This window comes from Mucilaginibacter terrigena, assembly GCF_004168255.1.
In the GTDB taxonomy this organism is placed as follows: domain Bacteria; phylum Bacteroidota; class Bacteroidia; order Sphingobacteriales; family Sphingobacteriaceae; genus Mucilaginibacter; species Mucilaginibacter terrigena.
The window spans coordinates 150,584-166,903 of sequence record NZ_SEWG01000002.1 but is presented as its reverse complement, the minus strand read 5'-3'; the positions used below and the strand labels follow the sequence as shown (position 1 = coordinate 166,903).

General features: G+C 46.2%; 18 protein-coding genes. 5 read left to right on the top strand and 13 right to left on the bottom strand.

Annotated elements, in window-relative coordinates; genetic code table 11:
• Nucleotides 1-7: 7 nt before the first annotated feature.
• Nucleotides 8-1,765: a DUF2961 domain-containing protein gene (locus EWM62_RS04635; RefSeq protein WP_129875491.1), complete on the top strand. Its 1,758-nt coding sequence runs from the start codon at nucleotides 8-10 to the stop codon at nucleotides 1,763-1,765.
• Here EWM62_RS04635 and EWM62_RS04630 read toward each other — a convergent pair whose 3' ends face one another.
• From EWM62_RS04630 to EWM62_RS04620, 3 genes are all read right to left on the bottom strand, one after another.
• On the bottom strand, nucleotides 1,766-2,275 hold the full coding sequence (locus tag EWM62_RS04630; RefSeq protein ID WP_129875490.1) for a hypothetical protein: 510 nt from the start codon (nucleotides 2,273-2,275) through the stop codon (nucleotides 1,766-1,768). It abuts the gene before it with no gap.
• A gap of 66 nt (nucleotides 2,276-2,341) precedes the next feature.
• A complete protein-coding gene (locus EWM62_RS04625; RefSeq protein WP_129875489.1) occupies nucleotides 2,342-2,845 on the bottom strand; it encodes a hypothetical protein in 504 nt (167 codons plus the stop codon).
• Entirely contained in the window at nucleotides 2,842-4,131 is a 1,290-nt protein-coding gene (locus EWM62_RS04620) for an alkaline phosphatase family protein (RefSeq protein WP_129875488.1), read from the bottom strand. The genes EWM62_RS04625 and EWM62_RS04620 overlap by 4 nt, the downstream gene beginning before the upstream one ends.
• Nucleotides 4,132-4,300: 169 nt before the next feature.
• Between EWM62_RS04620 and EWM62_RS04615 the strand changes: the two genes are divergently transcribed.
• Entirely contained in the window at nucleotides 4,301-5,266 is a 966-nt protein-coding gene (locus tag EWM62_RS04615; protein WP_238989280.1) for a glycoside hydrolase family 5 protein, read from the top strand.
• Between the two features lie 49 nt (nucleotides 5,267-5,315).
• Complete coding sequence (locus EWM62_RS04610; protein ID WP_129875486.1) at nucleotides 5,316-5,774, top strand: hypothetical protein; 459 nt, start codon at nucleotides 5,316-5,318, stop codon at nucleotides 5,772-5,774.
• On the opposite strand, the gene EWM62_RS04605 is transcribed toward EWM62_RS04610, so the two are convergent.
• The 3 genes from EWM62_RS04605 to EWM62_RS04595 all read right to left on the bottom strand — a co-directional run bounded on the left by EWM62_RS04605 (nucleotide 5,771) and on the right by EWM62_RS04595 (nucleotide 7,304).
• The gene (locus tag EWM62_RS04605; protein ID WP_129875485.1) at nucleotides 5,771-6,193 is read right to left on the bottom strand and encodes a BLUF domain-containing protein; all 423 of its coding nucleotides are present in this window, start codon (nucleotides 6,191-6,193) and stop codon (nucleotides 5,771-5,773) included. The two genes, EWM62_RS04610 and EWM62_RS04605, sit on opposite strands and share 4 nt — an antisense overlap.
• A gap of 80 nt (nucleotides 6,194-6,273) precedes the next feature.
• Complete coding sequence (locus tag EWM62_RS04600; RefSeq protein WP_129875484.1) at nucleotides 6,274-7,035, bottom strand: MBL fold metallo-hydrolase; 762 nt, start codon at nucleotides 7,033-7,035, stop codon at nucleotides 6,274-6,276.
• Nucleotides 7,032-7,304: a hypothetical protein gene (locus tag EWM62_RS04595; RefSeq protein ID WP_129875483.1), complete on the bottom strand. Its 273-nt coding sequence runs from the start codon at nucleotides 7,302-7,304 to the stop codon at nucleotides 7,032-7,034. Before EWM62_RS04595 ends, EWM62_RS04600 begins: the two co-directional genes overlap by 4 nt.
• 182 nt (nucleotides 7,305-7,486) lie before the next feature.
• Here EWM62_RS04595 and EWM62_RS04590 point away from each other — a divergent pair, with 182 nt between their 5' ends.
• The gene (locus EWM62_RS04590) at nucleotides 7,487-8,620 is read left to right on the top strand and encodes an acyltransferase family protein (protein WP_129875482.1); all 1,134 of its coding nucleotides are present in this window, start codon (nucleotides 7,487-7,489) and stop codon (nucleotides 8,618-8,620) included.
• A gap of 43 nt (nucleotides 8,621-8,663) precedes the next feature.
• On the opposite strand, the gene EWM62_RS04585 is transcribed toward EWM62_RS04590, so the two are convergent.
• Both EWM62_RS04585 and EWM62_RS04580 read right to left on the bottom strand, forming a co-directional pair.
• Nucleotides 8,664-8,885: a PspC domain-containing protein gene (locus EWM62_RS04585; RefSeq protein WP_129875481.1), complete on the bottom strand. Its 222-nt coding sequence runs from the start codon at nucleotides 8,883-8,885 to the stop codon at nucleotides 8,664-8,666.
• Nucleotide 8,886: 1 nt separating this feature from the next.
• Complete coding sequence (locus tag EWM62_RS04580; protein ID WP_129875480.1) at nucleotides 8,887-10,173, bottom strand: DUF2851 family protein; 1,287 nt, start codon at nucleotides 10,171-10,173, stop codon at nucleotides 8,887-8,889.
• A 189-nt stretch (nucleotides 10,174-10,362) separates the two neighbouring features.
• Here EWM62_RS04580 and EWM62_RS04575 point away from each other — a divergent pair, with 189 nt between their 5' ends.
• Nucleotides 10,363-11,664: an MFS transporter gene (locus tag EWM62_RS04575; protein WP_129875479.1), complete on the top strand. Its 1,302-nt coding sequence runs from the start codon at nucleotides 10,363-10,365 to the stop codon at nucleotides 11,662-11,664.
• A gap of 134 nt (nucleotides 11,665-11,798) precedes the next feature.
• Here the strand turns inward: EWM62_RS04575 and EWM62_RS04570 are convergent, their stop codons facing one another.
• From EWM62_RS04570 to EWM62_RS04550, 5 genes are all read right to left on the bottom strand, one after another.
• Nucleotides 11,799-12,488 (bottom strand): DUF1345 domain-containing protein, encoded by a 690-nt coding sequence (locus tag EWM62_RS04570; protein WP_129875478.1) that lies wholly within the window; start codon nucleotides 12,486-12,488, stop codon nucleotides 11,799-11,801.
• A gap of 142 nt (nucleotides 12,489-12,630) precedes the next feature.
• Nucleotides 12,631-12,828 (bottom strand): YwbE family protein, encoded by a 198-nt coding sequence (locus EWM62_RS04565; protein WP_129875477.1) that lies wholly within the window; start codon nucleotides 12,826-12,828, stop codon nucleotides 12,631-12,633.
• 111 nt (nucleotides 12,829-12,939) lie between these two features.
• Complete coding sequence (argH, locus tag EWM62_RS04560) at nucleotides 12,940-14,274, bottom strand: argininosuccinate lyase (protein ID WP_129875476.1); 1,335 nt, start codon at nucleotides 14,272-14,274, stop codon at nucleotides 12,940-12,942.
• A gap of 242 nt (nucleotides 14,275-14,516) precedes the next feature.
• Nucleotides 14,517-15,581, bottom strand: a complete 1,065-nt coding sequence (locus EWM62_RS04555; RefSeq protein WP_129875475.1) for a M20 family metallo-hydrolase — start codon at nucleotides 15,579-15,581, stop codon at nucleotides 14,517-14,519.
• 378 nt (nucleotides 15,582-15,959) lie between these two features.
• Nucleotides 15,960-16,310, bottom strand: a complete 351-nt coding sequence (locus EWM62_RS04550) for a single-stranded DNA-binding protein (RefSeq protein ID WP_129875474.1) — start codon at nucleotides 16,308-16,310, stop codon at nucleotides 15,960-15,962.
• Nucleotides 16,311-16,320: the final 10 nt, after the last annotated feature.

Below are 16,320 nucleotides of genomic sequence, written 5' to 3'. Positions count from 1 at the left end.
GCTTGCATTGGCGCAAAGCTTCGCCGACCTGCCCTTGTACAAAACGGGTACGCAAACCTACCAGTACTCCAGCACCGACCCGAAGGAAGACCAGTTTAAAGATTTTGGCAACTGGCTTTACACCGCGCCCGATAGCGGCGCGGTACTGGCCGATATAAAAGGCCCGGGTACCATTTATCGCATCTGGTCGACAGGGAACATTGGCGATACCAACCGTATCAAAATTTATATCGACGGTGAAAAAACGCCGCGCATTAACCAAACCTTCAACCAGTTTCATAATAAAAAGCCGTTGCGCGATAAACCGCAGGTAGGTTCGGGAGCGGGGGATAATTACCTGGCGTGGTGGAGCTATATGCCGATCTCGTTCCGCAAATCGATAAAGATCGTGCGCGAGGGCAATTTCAGGCCGTTTTATAACATAGCCTATCATACTTATACCACTGCCGATGGGATAGAATCATGGACAGGCAAGGAAGATTACCGCCCTATGGAGAAGATGTGGAACAACCCCACCGCCGACCCTAAACCGGCAGTAGGCAACATCAGCAAAAAACTTAAACAGAAGTTAGCTGCAGGCGATTCTGCCTCTATTTTCAGTTACAATGGCGCGGGGTATATAGCAGCCATCAAAATAAAAAATTATACGCCCGATAAAAACCTGCGTATAAAAATGTACTGGGATAACCAGGCGGTGCCGGCCGTAGATGCGCCTTTAAAATGGTTCTTCGGGTCGATAGATAATGGCGGCGACCTGAAAGCGTTGGGTGTGGGTACCGTAAATAACAACGGCTATTGTTACTTCCCGATGCCATTTTGGAAGCGGGCGCGCATAGAGTTGGTTAACATGGGCGATAAGCCAACGGGCGATATGGATATCGAAGTGCAGTATAATAAAAAGGCTTATCCGGCAGCATCGGCAGCTTATTTCCATGCTAAGGCCAACGAGGTAGATAAGCCCGGTCAAAAATATACCTGCCTTAAAACCACCGGCCGCGGGCATGTGATAGGTATGGCCAAGCGGATGCCAAAAGGCGGCCATGCCTGCGAAGGCGACGAGGTGTTTTACATCGATAATCGCAAGTTCCCGGACATTTGGGGAACAGGGGAGGAAGATTATGCCAATAACGCCTGGTGGCGTAACAAATACAACTCCTACCCCACCCACGGTTGTATTGGTAACGACTGCTATTACCGCATGCACTATCCCGATGTTATTACTTACGAGCAAGCCTTTGATATGGAGTTTGAAAGCTGGGAAAATTACTACATAGCCAGTTTAGTATGGTATTACGAGGGTGCGCAGCCTTCGCTTAAGCAAACCGATTCGGTGGATATCGGCAATAGCGTTTCCGAGCAAAAACACCAATACCGTATTACAGGGCAAACCTGGGCCGGCGAAACAAGCGGTAATTACCCCGGCAAACGTATTTATGATGTAAAGGAAACCAACAGCGGCAAGCAGTTTAATAAAAGCAGCGCCTTTACTATCGCCATAAACAAAAATAATAAAGGCGTAAGGCTGCGCCTGCTTACACAGCATACCAATATGCAGGGCGTAAGGGTTTGGGTTGACGGCAAGCCGGTTACAGAGCGGCCCTGGGTAATTGTAAAGAACAATTACGAAGCGGTTTGGATAGATACTGATTTTGAGATCCCGGCGGCTTACACGCGCGGAAAATCTAAAATAAATATAAAACTGGAGCACCTGCCGGGATATGCCAACTGGACGGAATACAAATACAATGCATTCAGCTACCTGTAGCTAATTCGGTAAAAACTCGGGTTTTACAGGCGCGGGGATCAGCAGTTCGATATTGTAATCGGGCAGTAGTTTTCGCAACACTTTGGGCGGTATGTTGCCTACATCCATAAAAGTCCAGATTTTGCCTTTGTCTTCGCTGATTGCTAACAGATAAGAGCGGCTCATATACCGGCCATAACGGGTTTTTAAAATTATATTTTCGGGGAGCAGGCAGTGTAATTGGCTGCCTGCTTTATAAATTGGGCCGGGCAGCTCAACCGAGCCATCAAACCCTACAACGCCCTGCTTTTTTAAATTTGCTATGCGTTCGGCTATCAGCTTCTGCATTTCCACCCGCCCGCCCGATAATTCTACCAGTTTGGGATAAGTATAGTCAATTATGGTATTATAATCGCCGGTAAAAGTAGCCTTTGCAAAGCGCTCGGCTTGCTTTTTTATCAAAGCGGTATCCTGCGCGGCAGCAGCTAAGGGCAAAACAAAAAGCAGCAGAATAAATTTCTTAAAGCACATGGTATTAAACGGCTAAGCCGGATTAAATATTTCCCTACACGGCAGTATCAAAATCAGGTTGCCTTATTACAGCTTTACGGGCTGCGCAGGCTGTGGTATAATAAGGTTATTGTTAAAGTTGGGGAACAGGGTTTTGATCGAGGCCATGGTGCCCTGGTTAAGATCCAGGAAACTCCAGTTTTTACCACCATCCTGGCTAACAGCCAATAAATTACTGGTAGCCGAAAAACGGCCCTGTGAAGTTTTCATGATAAGATTTTCGGGGATAAGGCAGTGGATCTCGTTGCCCGCCTTATAAAATTTGCCCGGTGAACCAATGGTTACCTTTTCAAACAAAAAACCCTGCGCCTTCATCTGGTTGATACCGGCGGTCATCATTTTAAGCATTTTGTCTTTGCCGCCGCCCAGCGTAACCGCACGGGGATATGTGTTGGCAATAACGGTTTTAAAATCGCTGTTAAGCAGTGCTTTGGCAACAACATTGGCCTGGCGCTTAACTGTGGCGGGGTCCTGTGCAAACAGCGCGACAGGTAATATCAGCAGTAAGGTTATTTTAATAATTAATTTCATCTTTTGTGTTTATGGATTTTCCTGACCAGTATTTTACGTGCAAGTTCATCAGTGCCGTCAATTTTACCGTTGTGTTTAATGCCCAATATCTCACTAATTAAATTAAATACCGAAACATTTTTAAAAGCAGGCACAATAAGGCGCTTTTTAAAGGCCGGCCCCCAGGCGTAAAAGCTGGCTTGCATCTCCTTAACAACCGATGGATCGTAACCATGCCAGCCGGGATTTATTTTTTTGCCGTTGCTCCAAAGCTTAAAAATTTGGGGGAAACGCGGCACCAGCAAAATATCGCCTATACGGTTATGCCAGTCGTCGGTAGTGCCATAATGCAGGTGTGCAGGCACATTGGTCTTCAAGTAAACATCGTACCCATCGGCTTCTGTTTTAAGGGCGTTATAGGTACCCTGTATATCCTGTTTGTTTTTAGCATAAAGTTCCACCAAAATACCATCGCCCGATATTACAAATTTTGAGGTATCGATAGCCGCAGGTATGCCAATGGGGTTTTGGTTATCAACCTTAGCCATGCCGTGGTCTGATACAAAAATAAAGTTCACATCCAGCCCGGTGGTTTTTACGGCCTTTTGCAGCTCGTTAACCGCCGAATCTACAAAATGCACCTCATGTTCAGTCTCGGGCGACTCCGGCCCGTAAAGGTGGGCGGCGTGGTCAACCTGCGGAAGGTAAAAAGTGATCAGGTGCGGGCGTTCGGCCGGGGGCAGTTTCAGCCAGTTAACAACCGTTGCTATACGGTTATTTATATCTATCTTTTCGTTGTAAACGTAGTAATATGTAGGCTTTATGCCTTGTATCTCGGCTTCTGATGCGACCCAGTAAAAGCTGGCCGATAACATTTTTTGCTGCTCGGCCAGTACCCAAAGCGGGGCGCCGCCATACCAGGTACCATCCGCAACTTTTTCCTTATTACCCATGGCGTACCTGTCGTTACGTGCGCGGTCATAAAAAGTATTGTTAACCAAGCCCGAATGCGACGGATACAACCCGCTGACAATGGCATAATGATTTGGAAAAGTAACCGATGGGTATGACGGTATCATTGATGCTGCGCTTACCCCCTTGCCGCCCAATCTTATCAGGTTTTCGGCATGGTAGCGTCTGGCAAAATCGTACCTGAAACCATCGGCAGAAATTAATACCACATAAGGCTTTTTTTGCTGCGCGATGCTATTTTTACGGTTAGGAATAATATGCTGGGTTGTATCCTGGCTATACCCGTTTAACATGATGAGCAGTAAGGCCGGCAGCAGGAAGCTATATTTTTTCATTTGGAAATTAATAACCAAAAATAGGCAAATAAGGTTAAGGCAAGGATATGTTAACGTTAAAGTTGCACCTCCGCAATGCTGCACTACTCCATTTTTAACATAGTCTAACTGTTTTTTTGCAAAACCATTGATTGCCGTAACCAATTAATTAAACTTGTTTGGTATGAAGATGAAAGCTTTATTAATAGTGGCCGGTATTTTTGCATATACGGCGGTATTGGCGCAAACGCCTGTTGCTGTAAACGGTGCCCTAACGGTTAAAGGGAACAAGATCGTTAACAAAAATGGCATACCTCCGCAGCTACGGGGCATCAGCCTGTCGTGGAGTTTATGGGCAGGGCGAAAATATTACAACCCCGCGGTAGTAGACTGGCTATCGTCTGATTTTAAGGCTGCCATCATCCGCGCATCTATGGGCGTACAGCCTGATAGCGGTTACCTGCAGCAGCCCGAAGCACAAAAAAAATTGATAGTTGATGTGGTTGACGAGGCCATTAAACAAGGCGTTTATGTATTGATAGACTGGCACGACCATAACGGCCACCTGCACATCCCGCAATCGAAGGCTTTTTTTGCAGAGATGGCGCAAAAGTATAAGGGCGTACCCAATGTTATTTACGAAATCTGGAACGAACCCGCCCGCATCGGCTGGGATACGGTAAAGAACTATTCGGTACAGGTGATTGCCGAGATTCGCAAGTACGACCCGGATAACCTGATCGTTGTAGGCAGCCCAAAATGGGACCAGGATGTTGATGTAGCCGCCGCAAACCCCATCACCGGCTTTAAAAATATCGCTTATTCCTTTCATTATTACGCAACCGACCCCAACCACCAGGATGGGTTACGCGCCAAGGCAGATAAAGCTATAAAAATGGGCCTGCCGCTTATTGTTACCGAATGGGGTGTAGGCGAATCAAACGGCGACGGTAAGTTTGATTTGGCGATGAATAAAAAATGGATGGACTGGGTAGAAAAGAACAAATTGAGCTGGGTAAACTGGAACATTACCGATAAAAAGGAAACCACCGCAATTTTACAGCCACAAGCGCCGGCCAACGGCGGCTGGACTGCAGCACAACTCAGCCCCGCCGGTGCATACATCCGCGATCAGCTTAGGGTACTGAATAAATAATTGTGTTTGAGGGTATTTTGCCTGTGTATTAAAACACTTATATTTATGCATGGCACAGGGCAGGGCATATCTTGTAGTATTGTTGGCATTATCCCTGCTGGCCTGCAATACGCATAAGCAGAAGATCTACACCAGTGAGTGCGCGCCTGATATCAAATTCAAAAAAGTTAATTTCCGCAACCTTATCGATAGCATTAAGCTGTACGATAAGCAATACGTAGAAGTTTCGGGCAGGTACCTGGAAGGGAAGCATATATCCGCCCTGGTAAACGACAGCACATTTTCTGACCACGGTAACAGCCGGTCGCTTTGGGTTAATTTTACACAGGAATGCCCGCTATACCTGAAAGGGAAAAATACAGGGTTATTTGAAACCGAAGATGGCGAATATAATAAGATCAACAACCGGCAAATGACCATTCGCGGACGCGTAGAGCTGCAGAAAAAAGGCCACAAAGAAACCTATCGTGCCACTATTAACGAGGTAAGCTACCTGGAACTGGATTAATAGCTCATACTAAGCTTATTGCTTTCGATAAAGGTTTTAAGGGTAATAACAGCAGCACCGCTATCACCCTTAGCTTCTATTTTATCTGTAGACCGCAGGTACCCGATCAAATCGGCAAGTTTATCGGCCTTTGGGGTATAAAAACCCATTGACCAATCGGGGAAATTCCTCTGCTGGATAGGTTCGTCGATCAATGTTATCAGGTTTTTATGCTTGGGATCTGTTTCAATTTTCGACATGATAGTATCAACATCGCCAGCCTCACCTTCAAGTACCTGAATAAACGTGCCATCGCTGTAAAGCAAAACACCGGTAACATGATGTTTTAAATTATTGTTGCGTGCGGCGGTAAGTATATTAATAAGTTGTTCGTCTTCCAATAGCTTTACAGCCGTACTTATATAAACAAGATTTTTCATAACAATAGAATGTAACGCAAGGTAAGGGTTTGCCTTGAATGAAAAAATAAATCCTATAAATAAACAACAAAAGAATAGTGTTAGATCTCCAGCTGCAACCCATCGTAAGCCAACGCAATGCCTGCCGGGAGTTCCTTAGTGATATCGGCATGCCGGCCAAGGCGGTGGCTGATATGTGTAAAGTAGGTTTTTTCGGCTCCGATGTGCTGCGCGAATTTGATGGCTTCATCCAGCGTAAAATGCGAAATATGCTTTTCTTTCTGCAAAGCGTTTATCACCAGTATTTTTGATCCGCGGATCTTTTCCACTTCCGCATCAGATACCGTTTTGGCATCGGTGATGTAGGTAAAATCTTTAATGCGATATCCTTTAACGGGTAGCTTGTAATGCATCACCTCGATAGGCGTAATGTGCACATTTCCTACATCAAAGGGTTGCAGATCGATGGTATGCAGGTCTATCTGCGGGATACCGGGGTAGCCCCTATCATCAAAAATATACGGAAACTCGCGGCGCAGGGCCAGTTGTACGCGTTCGTCGGCATAAATTTCTACCGGGCCCTGCTGCTTGTAGTTAAACGCGCGGATATCGTCCATCCCGGCAACATGGTCTTTGTGCTCATGGGTAAAAACAATAGCATCAAGGTGCATTACCTTTTGCCTAAGCATCTGGTACCTAAAATCCGGCCCCGAATCAATAACGATCACCTTGCCATCGCCCTCTACCAAAATAGAAGTGCGCAGGCGCTTATCACGCTGGTCGGCAGATGTGCACACCTCGCATTCGCAGGCAATAACAGGTACGCCCTGCGAAGTTCCGGTCCCTAAAAAAGTAATGGTCACAGCTGCAGGGTTGTTTGTTTTAACTGGTGCAAAAATGCAGCCTGTTTATCATCTAATAAATTATAATCTACCTCTAATGTGCGGGCAAGCCCGGCTACCGATGCTATTTTACTCTCCAGGTTGGCAAACTTGTTTACCACAATCACGCGGCTGTTCAGCAGCATGCAGGCGCCGGTTTTAAAATTACCTTTCTCGTACCTAACCCGGTAACCTGCTGTTTTAAGCAGCATCTCCAGCTTTTCGAGGGTGTGGTTGGTAATGGTAAGCATCTTTTCAAAAATAGTAACATTTACCGTTACAGCGGTAAAATGTTGTAAATAGGTTAAACATGCGTTATCAACAACTTTTTAAATAAATTTAAAAAGACGTATTACATTTTGTATTTCAGTTTAATAATTTACTATATTGGTGCAATAAATCTCCTGATATAATTTAACCATTTGTACCCATTATGAACCCAAAATCCGAACGGTTCCTTTCGCTTGATGTGTTTCGCGGAATGACCATTGTTTTTATGATCATTGTAAATACACCGGGCAGCGGCGCTACCGCTTTTGCGCCGCTTAACCACGCCGTTTGGTTTGGCTTTACCCCTACCGACCTGGTGTTCCCTTCATTTCTGTTCGCGGTGGGTAATGCCATGAGCTTTACCATGAAAAAGTTTGACGGACTGAGCACCGGAACAGTGCTTTACAGGATATTGAAACGCGGTTTGCTTATATTTTTAATAGGTTACCTGATGTACTGGTTCCCGTTTGTTGATCACGGCGCCAACGGCTGGACGCTAAGGCCCATTAGCGAAACCCGTATTATGGGCGTATTACAGCGTATAGGGCTTTGCTACATATTTGCATCACTGATCATCTACTTTGTACGTAATAAAACAGCCGTTATTGTAATCAGCATATTGCTTTTGGTGGGTTACCAGGTGTTACTGCTTGCCTACGGCGACCCGGCTGCACCTTACGCCATGCTTACCAACGCGGGCACCTACCTTGATAAATTCCTGTTAGGCGATAGCCATCTTTACCACGGCGAAGGCGTTGCCTTTGACCCTGAAGGCATCCTGAGCACTTTGCCATCGATAGTAAACGTTATTGTTGGTTATTACGCCGGTAAATTTATTCAGGAAAAAGGCAAGGGGTACGAAACCATCGCGCGTTTATCGTTAATGGGCGCTGTATTCATTTTCATCGCCCTTACCTGGAACATGAGCTTCCCGATAGGTAAAAAACTTTGGACAAGCCCTTTCACCCTGCTAACTACAGGTATAGATATGATCATGATCTCGGCCCTGATCTACGCGGTTGAGGTGCGCGCCTGGAATAAATTTAACTGGACATCCTTTTTCACCACAGTTGGTAAAAACCCGCTGGCTATTTATATCCTGTCAGAAATTTTGATCATCGCTTTCTGGATGATCAGCATCGGCAATAAGAACCTGATGGCCTGGATAAACGATGTGTTTTATCAAAAGATAGCACCGGGCGCCGTAGGTTCGTTGCTTTTTGCAATTAGCTACATGATGATATGCTGGTGCGTAGGGAAAATACTGGATAAGAAAAAGATATACATACGGGTATAAGTATACACGTAACACAGCCGGGAAAGCAGAAATTATAACAGGATCACATGTCCACAGCACGTGTGCGGCTGCGTTTGATATAATTGCGAAAATCGAGCACGATGCCGGCAAAGAAGTAAAATATCAACGGGAAACCTACTGCCAGGAACGATGAATAGATAAAAAAAAGCCTGATCTTACTGATAGAAATATTAAAACGCCCGCCCAGGTAGGTGCACACCCCGAAAGAGTAGCGCTCAAAAAAGGTGATGATCCGTTGTAACATATTAGCTGGGTTTTAATATTTTTATACCAACGCCGCATTGCAGGCATTTCTTATGATCGCAATACGTATTTTTTAGTTCGAGCAGTGCCTGCGACTCAAAGGCGGTGTTGATATTCACCCCTAAGGTAGCAAAATCCGCGGTAATATTATTTTGCTCTGCCGGTATATTCTCCAGCAATTTTAATGCCCGGCTTACAAAATGCTGCAATTTCATGTGCCTGCCATAGCTAAACAGGAATAACACCACGGTATTTAGCAGGATGGTATCAATAGATCCCTGCCCCAAACTTTTACCTGCGGGCGCCGACTCCTTATCAAAACGGTAGTGCGTTTCCCAGTAGGGGTTTATTTTGATGTTGGCAAACAGGTCGCGCAGATCTTTAATTTCCCTTATCTCCAATATCTTCGAGAACAGGTGGTTTGACTGCACCACGAGCGCGGCAAACTGAGCCAGCCTGATAGTCGGGAAGTTTTGGGGCCGCATCCGCAGAAATTTCCATAAGTGGTTTTCTATGGCCTGAAGGCTGTATTTTTTAGCCAGGTAATCGTGCTCTTGTTTTAGCTTGCGCGGATAATCGTCCTGTAATTCATCGGCTAAAAAGCCCGCCTGTCCAAATATCAGCGCCTCTATCTGCATGGCGCTATTTTTATTTTTGGCCAGGATGCTCTGCGGCAGTGATTTCGCCATCAGCTCGAACGGCAGGGCATTGGTTTTAAACCCAAAGTTTGCTGCTAAGAATTGGTAAAATGTCTCTTCCCAATCGCCGCGGTTTTTCTCTAAAGCCGCTACTACCGCTTCCGACCGTTTCTCTAAACGCTCTACCAATATCCGCGTGAGCCAGTTTTGCATGGTAAGCCCATCCACTGTAGCAATTGTAGCCTCGCAAGGAATAATGGCTTGATTGCCGAAAACGAGATTATGGTAGCGGTTATACAGGTCGGGCGAGATCCGATCCTTCAGTTCCAGCGTGGGCACCCGGCGGCCATCAGCCCTAAACAGCGGCTCATCATCGCGGTAAACTACGTGCAGTATCACATTGTCGTAAGCGTTGTCGGTGGTATGTCCATGCCGCTGCCAGTCGGACGAGGAAAGGTGCAGCTCGGCATTGCCCGCCCAGATAGTTTCGCCCACGCGGATGCGTGCGTTCTGGAAATCGGGCCCGGCGTGGGTGTTATGCAGCCCTGCCGAATATACTTCCATTTCCTCACCCTCTGTTGTGCGCAGGTTGATCCGGTCGAACAAGCGAAACTTCCATACGTAATGCAAAAAGTCCTCGGTGAAAAGCATGAGGGAAGGTAGGAATTTTGGAATTATGATTTCACAGATTTTATGATTTATAGGATTTTGTTATCCTGAACGTAGTGAAGGATCTATAGGCGACATGCTTATCGGGGATTAGATGACCTCTCCGTTGGCCAACGGATCAGCATGACAAAAAGGAATTTATCATTATCTTGCCCCATTAAACCATACCACATGAATACCAACACCATCCCCGAACCAGTAACCACTCAAAGCCGTGTATGGTCCATCGTTGGCGGCTCGCTGGGTAACTTAGTGGAATGGTACGACTGGTATGTGTACTCGGCCTTTTCGCTTTATTTTGCAAGCTCTTTCTTCCCCAAAGGCGACCTTACCGCGCAATTACTTAATACCGCGGGCATTTTTGCCATCGGTTTTTTAATGCGGCCTATTGGCGGCTGGCTGATGGGCACTTACGCCGATAAGCATGGGCGAAAAAAAGCGCTTACCTTTTCGGTTTTGCTAATGAGCGCCGGCTCGCTGATCATCGCTATAACACCAGGTTATGACAGTATTGGTATTGCAGCCCCTGCATTATTGGTTTTGGCCCGTATTATACAGGGCCTTAGCGTGGGCGGCGAATATGGTACCAGCGCTACTTACCTCAGCGAAATGGCTACTAAAAAAGATCGCGGTTTTTATTCCAGCTTCCAGTACGTAACGTTGATAATGGGCCAACTGGTGGCCCTGGGCGTACTGATATTATTGCAACGCGCGTTCCTTACCGAAGATCAGCTCCACGCCTGGGGATGGCGTATCCCGTTTGCAGTTGGTGCTGCGCTGGCCCTTGTGGTGATGTATTTAAGGCGCAGCTTGCAGGAATCGGTAACCTTAAATAAAAAGGAAGATGTAGACCAAAACGCCCGGGGTAGTTTAAGGGCGCTGGCGCAGCACCCAAAGGCTATTTTTACCGTTATCGGCCTTACAATGGGCGGTACGGTGGCATTTTATACATTTACCACCTACATGCAAAAATTTTTGGTGAACACCAATGGTTTCAGCAAGAATGAGGCTACACTGATATCAAGCCTTACACTTTTTGTTTTTATGCTGATACAGCCCTTGTACGGTTGGGTGTCTGACCGGATAGGCCGCAAGCCCATGCTAACCACTTTTGGGATACTGGGTACGCTCACCACTATACCCATCTTTACTTACCTGAGTGTAACCCACAACTTTTGGGTAGCCTTCGCGCTGATCATGCTGGCTTTGCTAATTGTGAGTAATTACACGGCCATCAACGCTGTTGTAAAAGCGGAGTTGTTTCCCGCGCACATCCGTGCACTGGGCGTGGGCTTCCCGTACGCCATAGCCGTTTCCATTTTCGGCGGCTCGGCAGAGTGGATCGCTTTAAAATTTAAAGAATACGGCCACGAGAACTGGTTTTACTGGTATGTTACGGGATGTATAGTGGTATCGTTAGTGGTGTATACTACGATGAATGATACCAAGAAACATTCGAAGATAGAGGAGTAAAGCCCCCCTCTAAACGATGTAGCCCTCATGAACACCAAAATATACACTTCGTGAATAATCTCCCCCGATAGGGAAGACTTTAATATAATAAGTTGTAAGCTCCCTCTCCTTCGGAGAGGGCTGGGGAGAGGCCCCTACTTCGATACCAGCCCCGAGATCACATTGATACTTAAGGCCACAATAGCGGTATTAAACGCGAAGGCGATGAGCCCGTGAGCCCAGGCCAGGCGGCGGATGTGCTTGGAGGAGATCTCCACATCCGATACCTGGAAGGTCATCCCTACTACAAACGAGAAATATACAAAATCGAGGTAATCGGGCTCTTTGTCGTCGCCCGGAAATTCAAGGCCGCCAAGCGGTGTTTTTTTGCCGTCGTCGGTGTTATAAAATAAATGGGCATAGCGCATGGTAAAAACGGTGTGCACCATCCACCAGGAAACAATCACAGCAGCCATTGCTAAAATAATATAACCGGCAACCGTATCGTCAGGTTCGCCTTTGGTTGATTTTAGTAGTAATATTATCGCCACCAAACTCACCAGCGAAGCCGCCATTACAAAAACAAATATCATTGCACGGCTGCTGTCTTCCAGGCTTGCAATTTTGCGGATGTCTTTTGGATGTGCCCACAGGATGGTTACCCAATCTAATACGATGATGCTTAATGCAATGGCTATCCAGGTTATTAAGGTTACCGCAGGTACCGATGGGTTGTGCCTCACAAAAAAGAAGGTTATTGCCCCTATCAGCAATGATAAGTACAGCTTGTAATGCGCATCAAGGCTTAGCAGCAGGTTTTTTTTAGGTTCGGTAATGTGTTGCATTAGCTTATAGTTGATGGTTCATGGTTCATAGTAGCTGCAATTAGTTCATGGTTGATAGTTCATAGTTCATAGTTCATGATAGTTACTTAGTTAGTTGATTGCGTTTCCTTTCAACTATGAACCATGAACTATTATCTATCAACTAAAATTCAACAATCTCCGCAACGCGGCCTACCTGCCCGTCTTCCAAGCGTACTTTTATGCCGCGCGAATGGTAGGATGAACTGGTGAGCAGATCTTTCACCACGCCGCGCGTAAGCTTGCCGCTACGCTGATCTTTTTTGAGGATGATATCAACTTCCAGTCCGGGGTATATATCGTTTCGGTTTTGTCCGTTCATGATGTTTAATGATTACACCGATTTATTAATTGATTTTACCAATTTACCAGATAGTTTTAGCTCTTTCTCCTTCTTCCGGACTTTTTGACTAAAGACTTTCCGACTTAAGACTTACTTAACTAACCAGCTAATAGCATCCTCAACCTTTTTAAAGTCGAAACTGCTAATTACCTTATCCATCGCTTCGGTTATCTGCTGGTTTTGCAGGTTACCTATGCTGCCTTCGTGGGTGTGGTTAACGGTTTTATCGGGGTTAAAGTTTCCGGCCTCAATGTCTAATCCTATCTGTTTGTAAGCATCACGAAAAGGCGTACCATTCAATACCGACTTATTCACTTCTTCTACGCTAAACAAGTAGGTGTATTTGGGGTCATCCAGAATGTTTTTATTTACGCTGATGTTTTGCAGCATAAAGGTTGCCATTTGCAGGCAATCTATCAGGTCGGTAAACGCCGGGAACAGCAGTTCTTTAAGCAATTGCAGCTCGCGGTGGTAGCCCGATGGCAGGTTGGTGGTCATTAACGCTACATCATTCGGCAGGGCTTGCAGGCGGTTACATTTACCACGCATGATCTCCCAAACATCCGGGTTTTTTTTATGCGGCATTATGCTGCTGCCGGTGGTCAGGTTTTCGGGGTAGCTCACAAATGCAAAGTTTTGGCTCAGGTACAGGCACTGGTCCATAGCCATTTTGGCTAAAGTTGCCGCAATGGATGATAGTGCCTGCGCAATAACGCGTTCGGTTTTACCACGGCCCATTTGCGCGTAAACCACGTTATGGTTCAGGCTTTCAAAGCCAAGCAGGTTGGTGGTCATCGTCCTGTTCAGCGGGAACGACGAACCATAGCCCGCGGCAGAGCCTAATGGGTTCTTATTGGTGATCTTCCAGGCGGCTAAAACCATTTCCAGGTCATCAACCAATCCCTCGGCATAAGCGCCAAACCACAACCCGAAAGACGACGGCATGGCTACCTGTAAGTGCGTATAGCCCGGCAAAAGCACGTCCTTATGCTGTTCGCTCAGCTGTACCAACTGGCGAAATAAGGTATCAGTCTCACTAACCACCTGCTGCAACTGGTGGCGGAAGAATAGTTTCAAGTCAACCAAAACCTGATCGTTACGCGAGCGGCCGCTGTGAATTTTTTTACCGGCTTCGCCAATGCGGCGTGTAAGCAGCATCTCTACTTGCGAGTGCACATCCTCAACGTCGGCTTCTATCTCAAAGTTGCTATTCTCAATCTCGGTGTAAATGGTTTTCAGTTCATGCTGCACCAGCATCAGGTCGGCGGCATCCATCAGGCCTATAGATTGCAGCATTTTGGTATGGGCAAGCGACCCCAGCACGTCAAAAGCGGCCATTTGCCTGTCCAGCTCGCGGTCGCGGCCAACGGTAAAGTTTTCTACCAGCTTATCAACGTTTGTGGTTTTTTGCCAAAGCTTGCTCATGGCACAAATATATAATTAAATGCGTTTTGTCTTGAACCGGGATTACACAGATTTAAACGATTTTTTGGATTCAAAATAACCCTTGTCATTTCAAGAACAAGTATTTTTAATTCCCTCCCCGGGGACGGGCGTGATGGGATAGCGCGGTGGCAGGGAGGGGTTTAGCCGCTACGCATTTAGGCGATTGCACTGCTCATTAATAGATCCTTCACTATCGTTCAGGATGACAAGGCCCTTTAAAATCAAATTATTTTCTCCAACATTTCAATATACATCTCAATCCCCTCGGCTATTTCATCTACATAAATAAACTCATCGGCCATGTGCGAACGGGCCGAATCGCCTGGGCCTACTTTGATGGATGAGATATCCAGCAGGGCCTGGTCTGATGTAGTGGGCGAGCCGTAGGTCTTTCGGCCCAATGCCACGCCTGCCTGTACAAAGGGGTGGTTTTTGTCTATCGACGATGGTTTTAAGCGGATGCTGCGGGGTTTTACATCGCAGTTAACATGCTGCCGGATGATCTCCAGTACTTCTTCGTTCCGGTAGGCATCGGTTACTCTTACATCAACTGTAAAAGTACAGCTTGCAGGTACCACGTTATGCTGCGAGCCGGCGTTGATAATGGTTACCGACATTTTTACCGGTCCGAATAGTTCCGATTCCTTTGGAAATTTATAGCTGCGGAACCATTCGATATCGGCAAGGGCTTTGTAGATAGCATTCTCACCTTCCTCGCGGGCGGCGTGGCCTGCTCGGCCATGGGCAGTACAATCTAAAACCATCAGGCCGCGTTCGGCAATGGCAAGGTGCATTTGGGTGGGTTCGCCTACTATGCCAAAATCAAGCGGACCAAGCTCGGGGATAATGAGTTCCAGGCCATTTACGCCCGAAATCTCTTCTTCGGCGGTGGCGGCCAGGCAAAAATTATATTTCAGGTTTTCCCGGTCGTGGTAGTACAGGAACACGGCTATCAGCGATACCAGGCATCCGCCGGCATCGTTGCTGCCCAGTCCGAATAGTTTGCCGTCATCAATTTTGGCGTCGTATGGGTCGCGGGTGTAGCCGCTGTTGGGTTTTACGGTATCGTGGTGCGAATTGAGTAGGATGGTTGGCTTATCCGCGTCAAAATGCCTGTTCCGTGCCCATATATTGTTGAGTTTACGATGCGTTTGTACCCCGTGCTGCTGCAAGGCCTGCTCTATCAGCCCGGCGGTGCGGTCTTCTTCTTTACTGAACGATGGTATGGATATGAGTTGTTGCAGCAGCTGTAGAGCCATCTGCGACAATGCGGTTATGTCGGCCATATGTAGCGGGGAATATTCCCGATGTTGAAACGGTAAAAGTAGGGATTTTGGTGTAAGGGAACAAAGGGGCAATAAACCTTTGTCAGTCTGAGCTTGTCGAAGACTTACTATCGCTAATGGTTTGACAGGCTTACCATGAAAAATGACGTAAAATGTTCACGTTCACGCGCGCACAACCAGCGTGAACAAACGTGAACACTTGATAATCAGAAGTTTAATAAAAAAACTACTGACAAAGTACCGACACCATTTATTCGGGATAAAATGGTATAATTTAGGCAAAAAATAAGCCGGGCTGTCCCGGCTTGGAGTATTTTTTTCTTAAAGCTTCAGCATTTTCTACCCAAACTTACAAAATATTCCTAATAGTTATATTTATTAAACCGGTTCCGCTATCAGTTTAAGCACTTCTATCTTGCTAACTAACACCTCAACGTTATAACGTTTAATTCTATTCTCGTCAACAAAGGATGAAGTATGGATCCTGCCCTCTAAATAGATTATCTGGCCGGGCAACAATTGCAGCTTATCTAATGATAAAAGTTTCTCAGGTACTTTTATTTTATGATACTCGCTGTGTTCGACATTTAAAACGCCTTTTTTGATAGATTCGGTAGTTACCAGTGTAAAATGCAGGTAGTTTTCGATCGTATCCTTTTTGTATATAAAATCGTCGCCGGTAATCTGCCCTAAAAGTAATACTTTGTTAATACCCGAGTTGCTAAGCATCTGTTATCCC

Coding starts and splice junctions, on each gene's coding strand:
- EWM62_RS04585 (WP_129875481.1), bottom strand. CDS start 8,885: ATGTTACAACGGATCATCACCTTTTTTGAGCGCTACTCTTTCGGGGTG.
- EWM62_RS04580 (WP_129875480.1), bottom strand. CDS start 10,173: ATGCTTTTCACCGAGGACTTTTTGCATTACGTATGGAAGTTTCGCTTG.
- EWM62_RS04570 (WP_129875478.1), bottom strand. CDS start 12,488: ATGCAACACATTACCGAACCTAAAAAAAACCTGCTGCTAAGCCTTGAT.
- EWM62_RS04565 (WP_129875477.1), bottom strand. CDS start 12,828: ATGAACGGACAAAACCGAAACGATATATACCCCGGACTGGAAGTTGAT.
- EWM62_RS04595 (WP_129875483.1), bottom strand. CDS start 7,304: ATGCTTACCATTACCAACCACACCCTCGAAAAGCTGGAGATGCTGCTT.
- EWM62_RS04590 (WP_129875482.1), top strand. CDS start 7,487: ATGAACCCAAAATCCGAACGGTTCCTTTCGCTTGATGTGTTTCGCGGA.
- EWM62_RS04615 (WP_238989280.1), top strand. CDS start 4,301: ATGAAAGCTTTATTAATAGTGGCCGGTATTTTTGCATATACGGCGGTA.
- EWM62_RS04610 (WP_129875486.1), top strand. CDS start 5,316: ATGGCACAGGGCAGGGCATATCTTGTAGTATTGTTGGCATTATCCCTG.
- EWM62_RS04630 (WP_129875490.1), bottom strand. CDS start 2,275: ATGTGCTTTAAGAAATTTATTCTGCTGCTTTTTGTTTTGCCCTTAGCT.
- EWM62_RS04550 (WP_129875474.1), bottom strand. CDS start 16,310: ATGCTTAGCAACTCGGGTATTAACAAAGTATTACTTTTAGGGCAGATT.
- EWM62_RS04555 (WP_129875475.1), bottom strand. CDS start 15,581: ATGGCCGACATAACCGCATTGTCGCAGATGGCTCTACAGCTGCTGCAA.
- EWM62_RS04605 (WP_129875485.1), bottom strand. CDS start 6,193: ATGAAAAATCTTGTTTATATAAGTACGGCTGTAAAGCTATTGGAAGAC.
- EWM62_RS04620 (WP_129875488.1), bottom strand. CDS start 4,131: ATGAAAAAATATAGCTTCCTGCTGCCGGCCTTACTGCTCATCATGTTA.
- EWM62_RS04575 (WP_129875479.1), top strand. CDS start 10,363: ATGAATACCAACACCATCCCCGAACCAGTAACCACTCAAAGCCGTGTA.
- argH (WP_129875476.1), bottom strand. CDS start 14,274: ATGAGCAAGCTTTGGCAAAAAACCACAAACGTTGATAAGCTGGTAGAA.
- EWM62_RS04625 (WP_129875489.1), bottom strand. CDS start 2,845: ATGAAATTAATTATTAAAATAACCTTACTGCTGATATTACCTGTCGCG.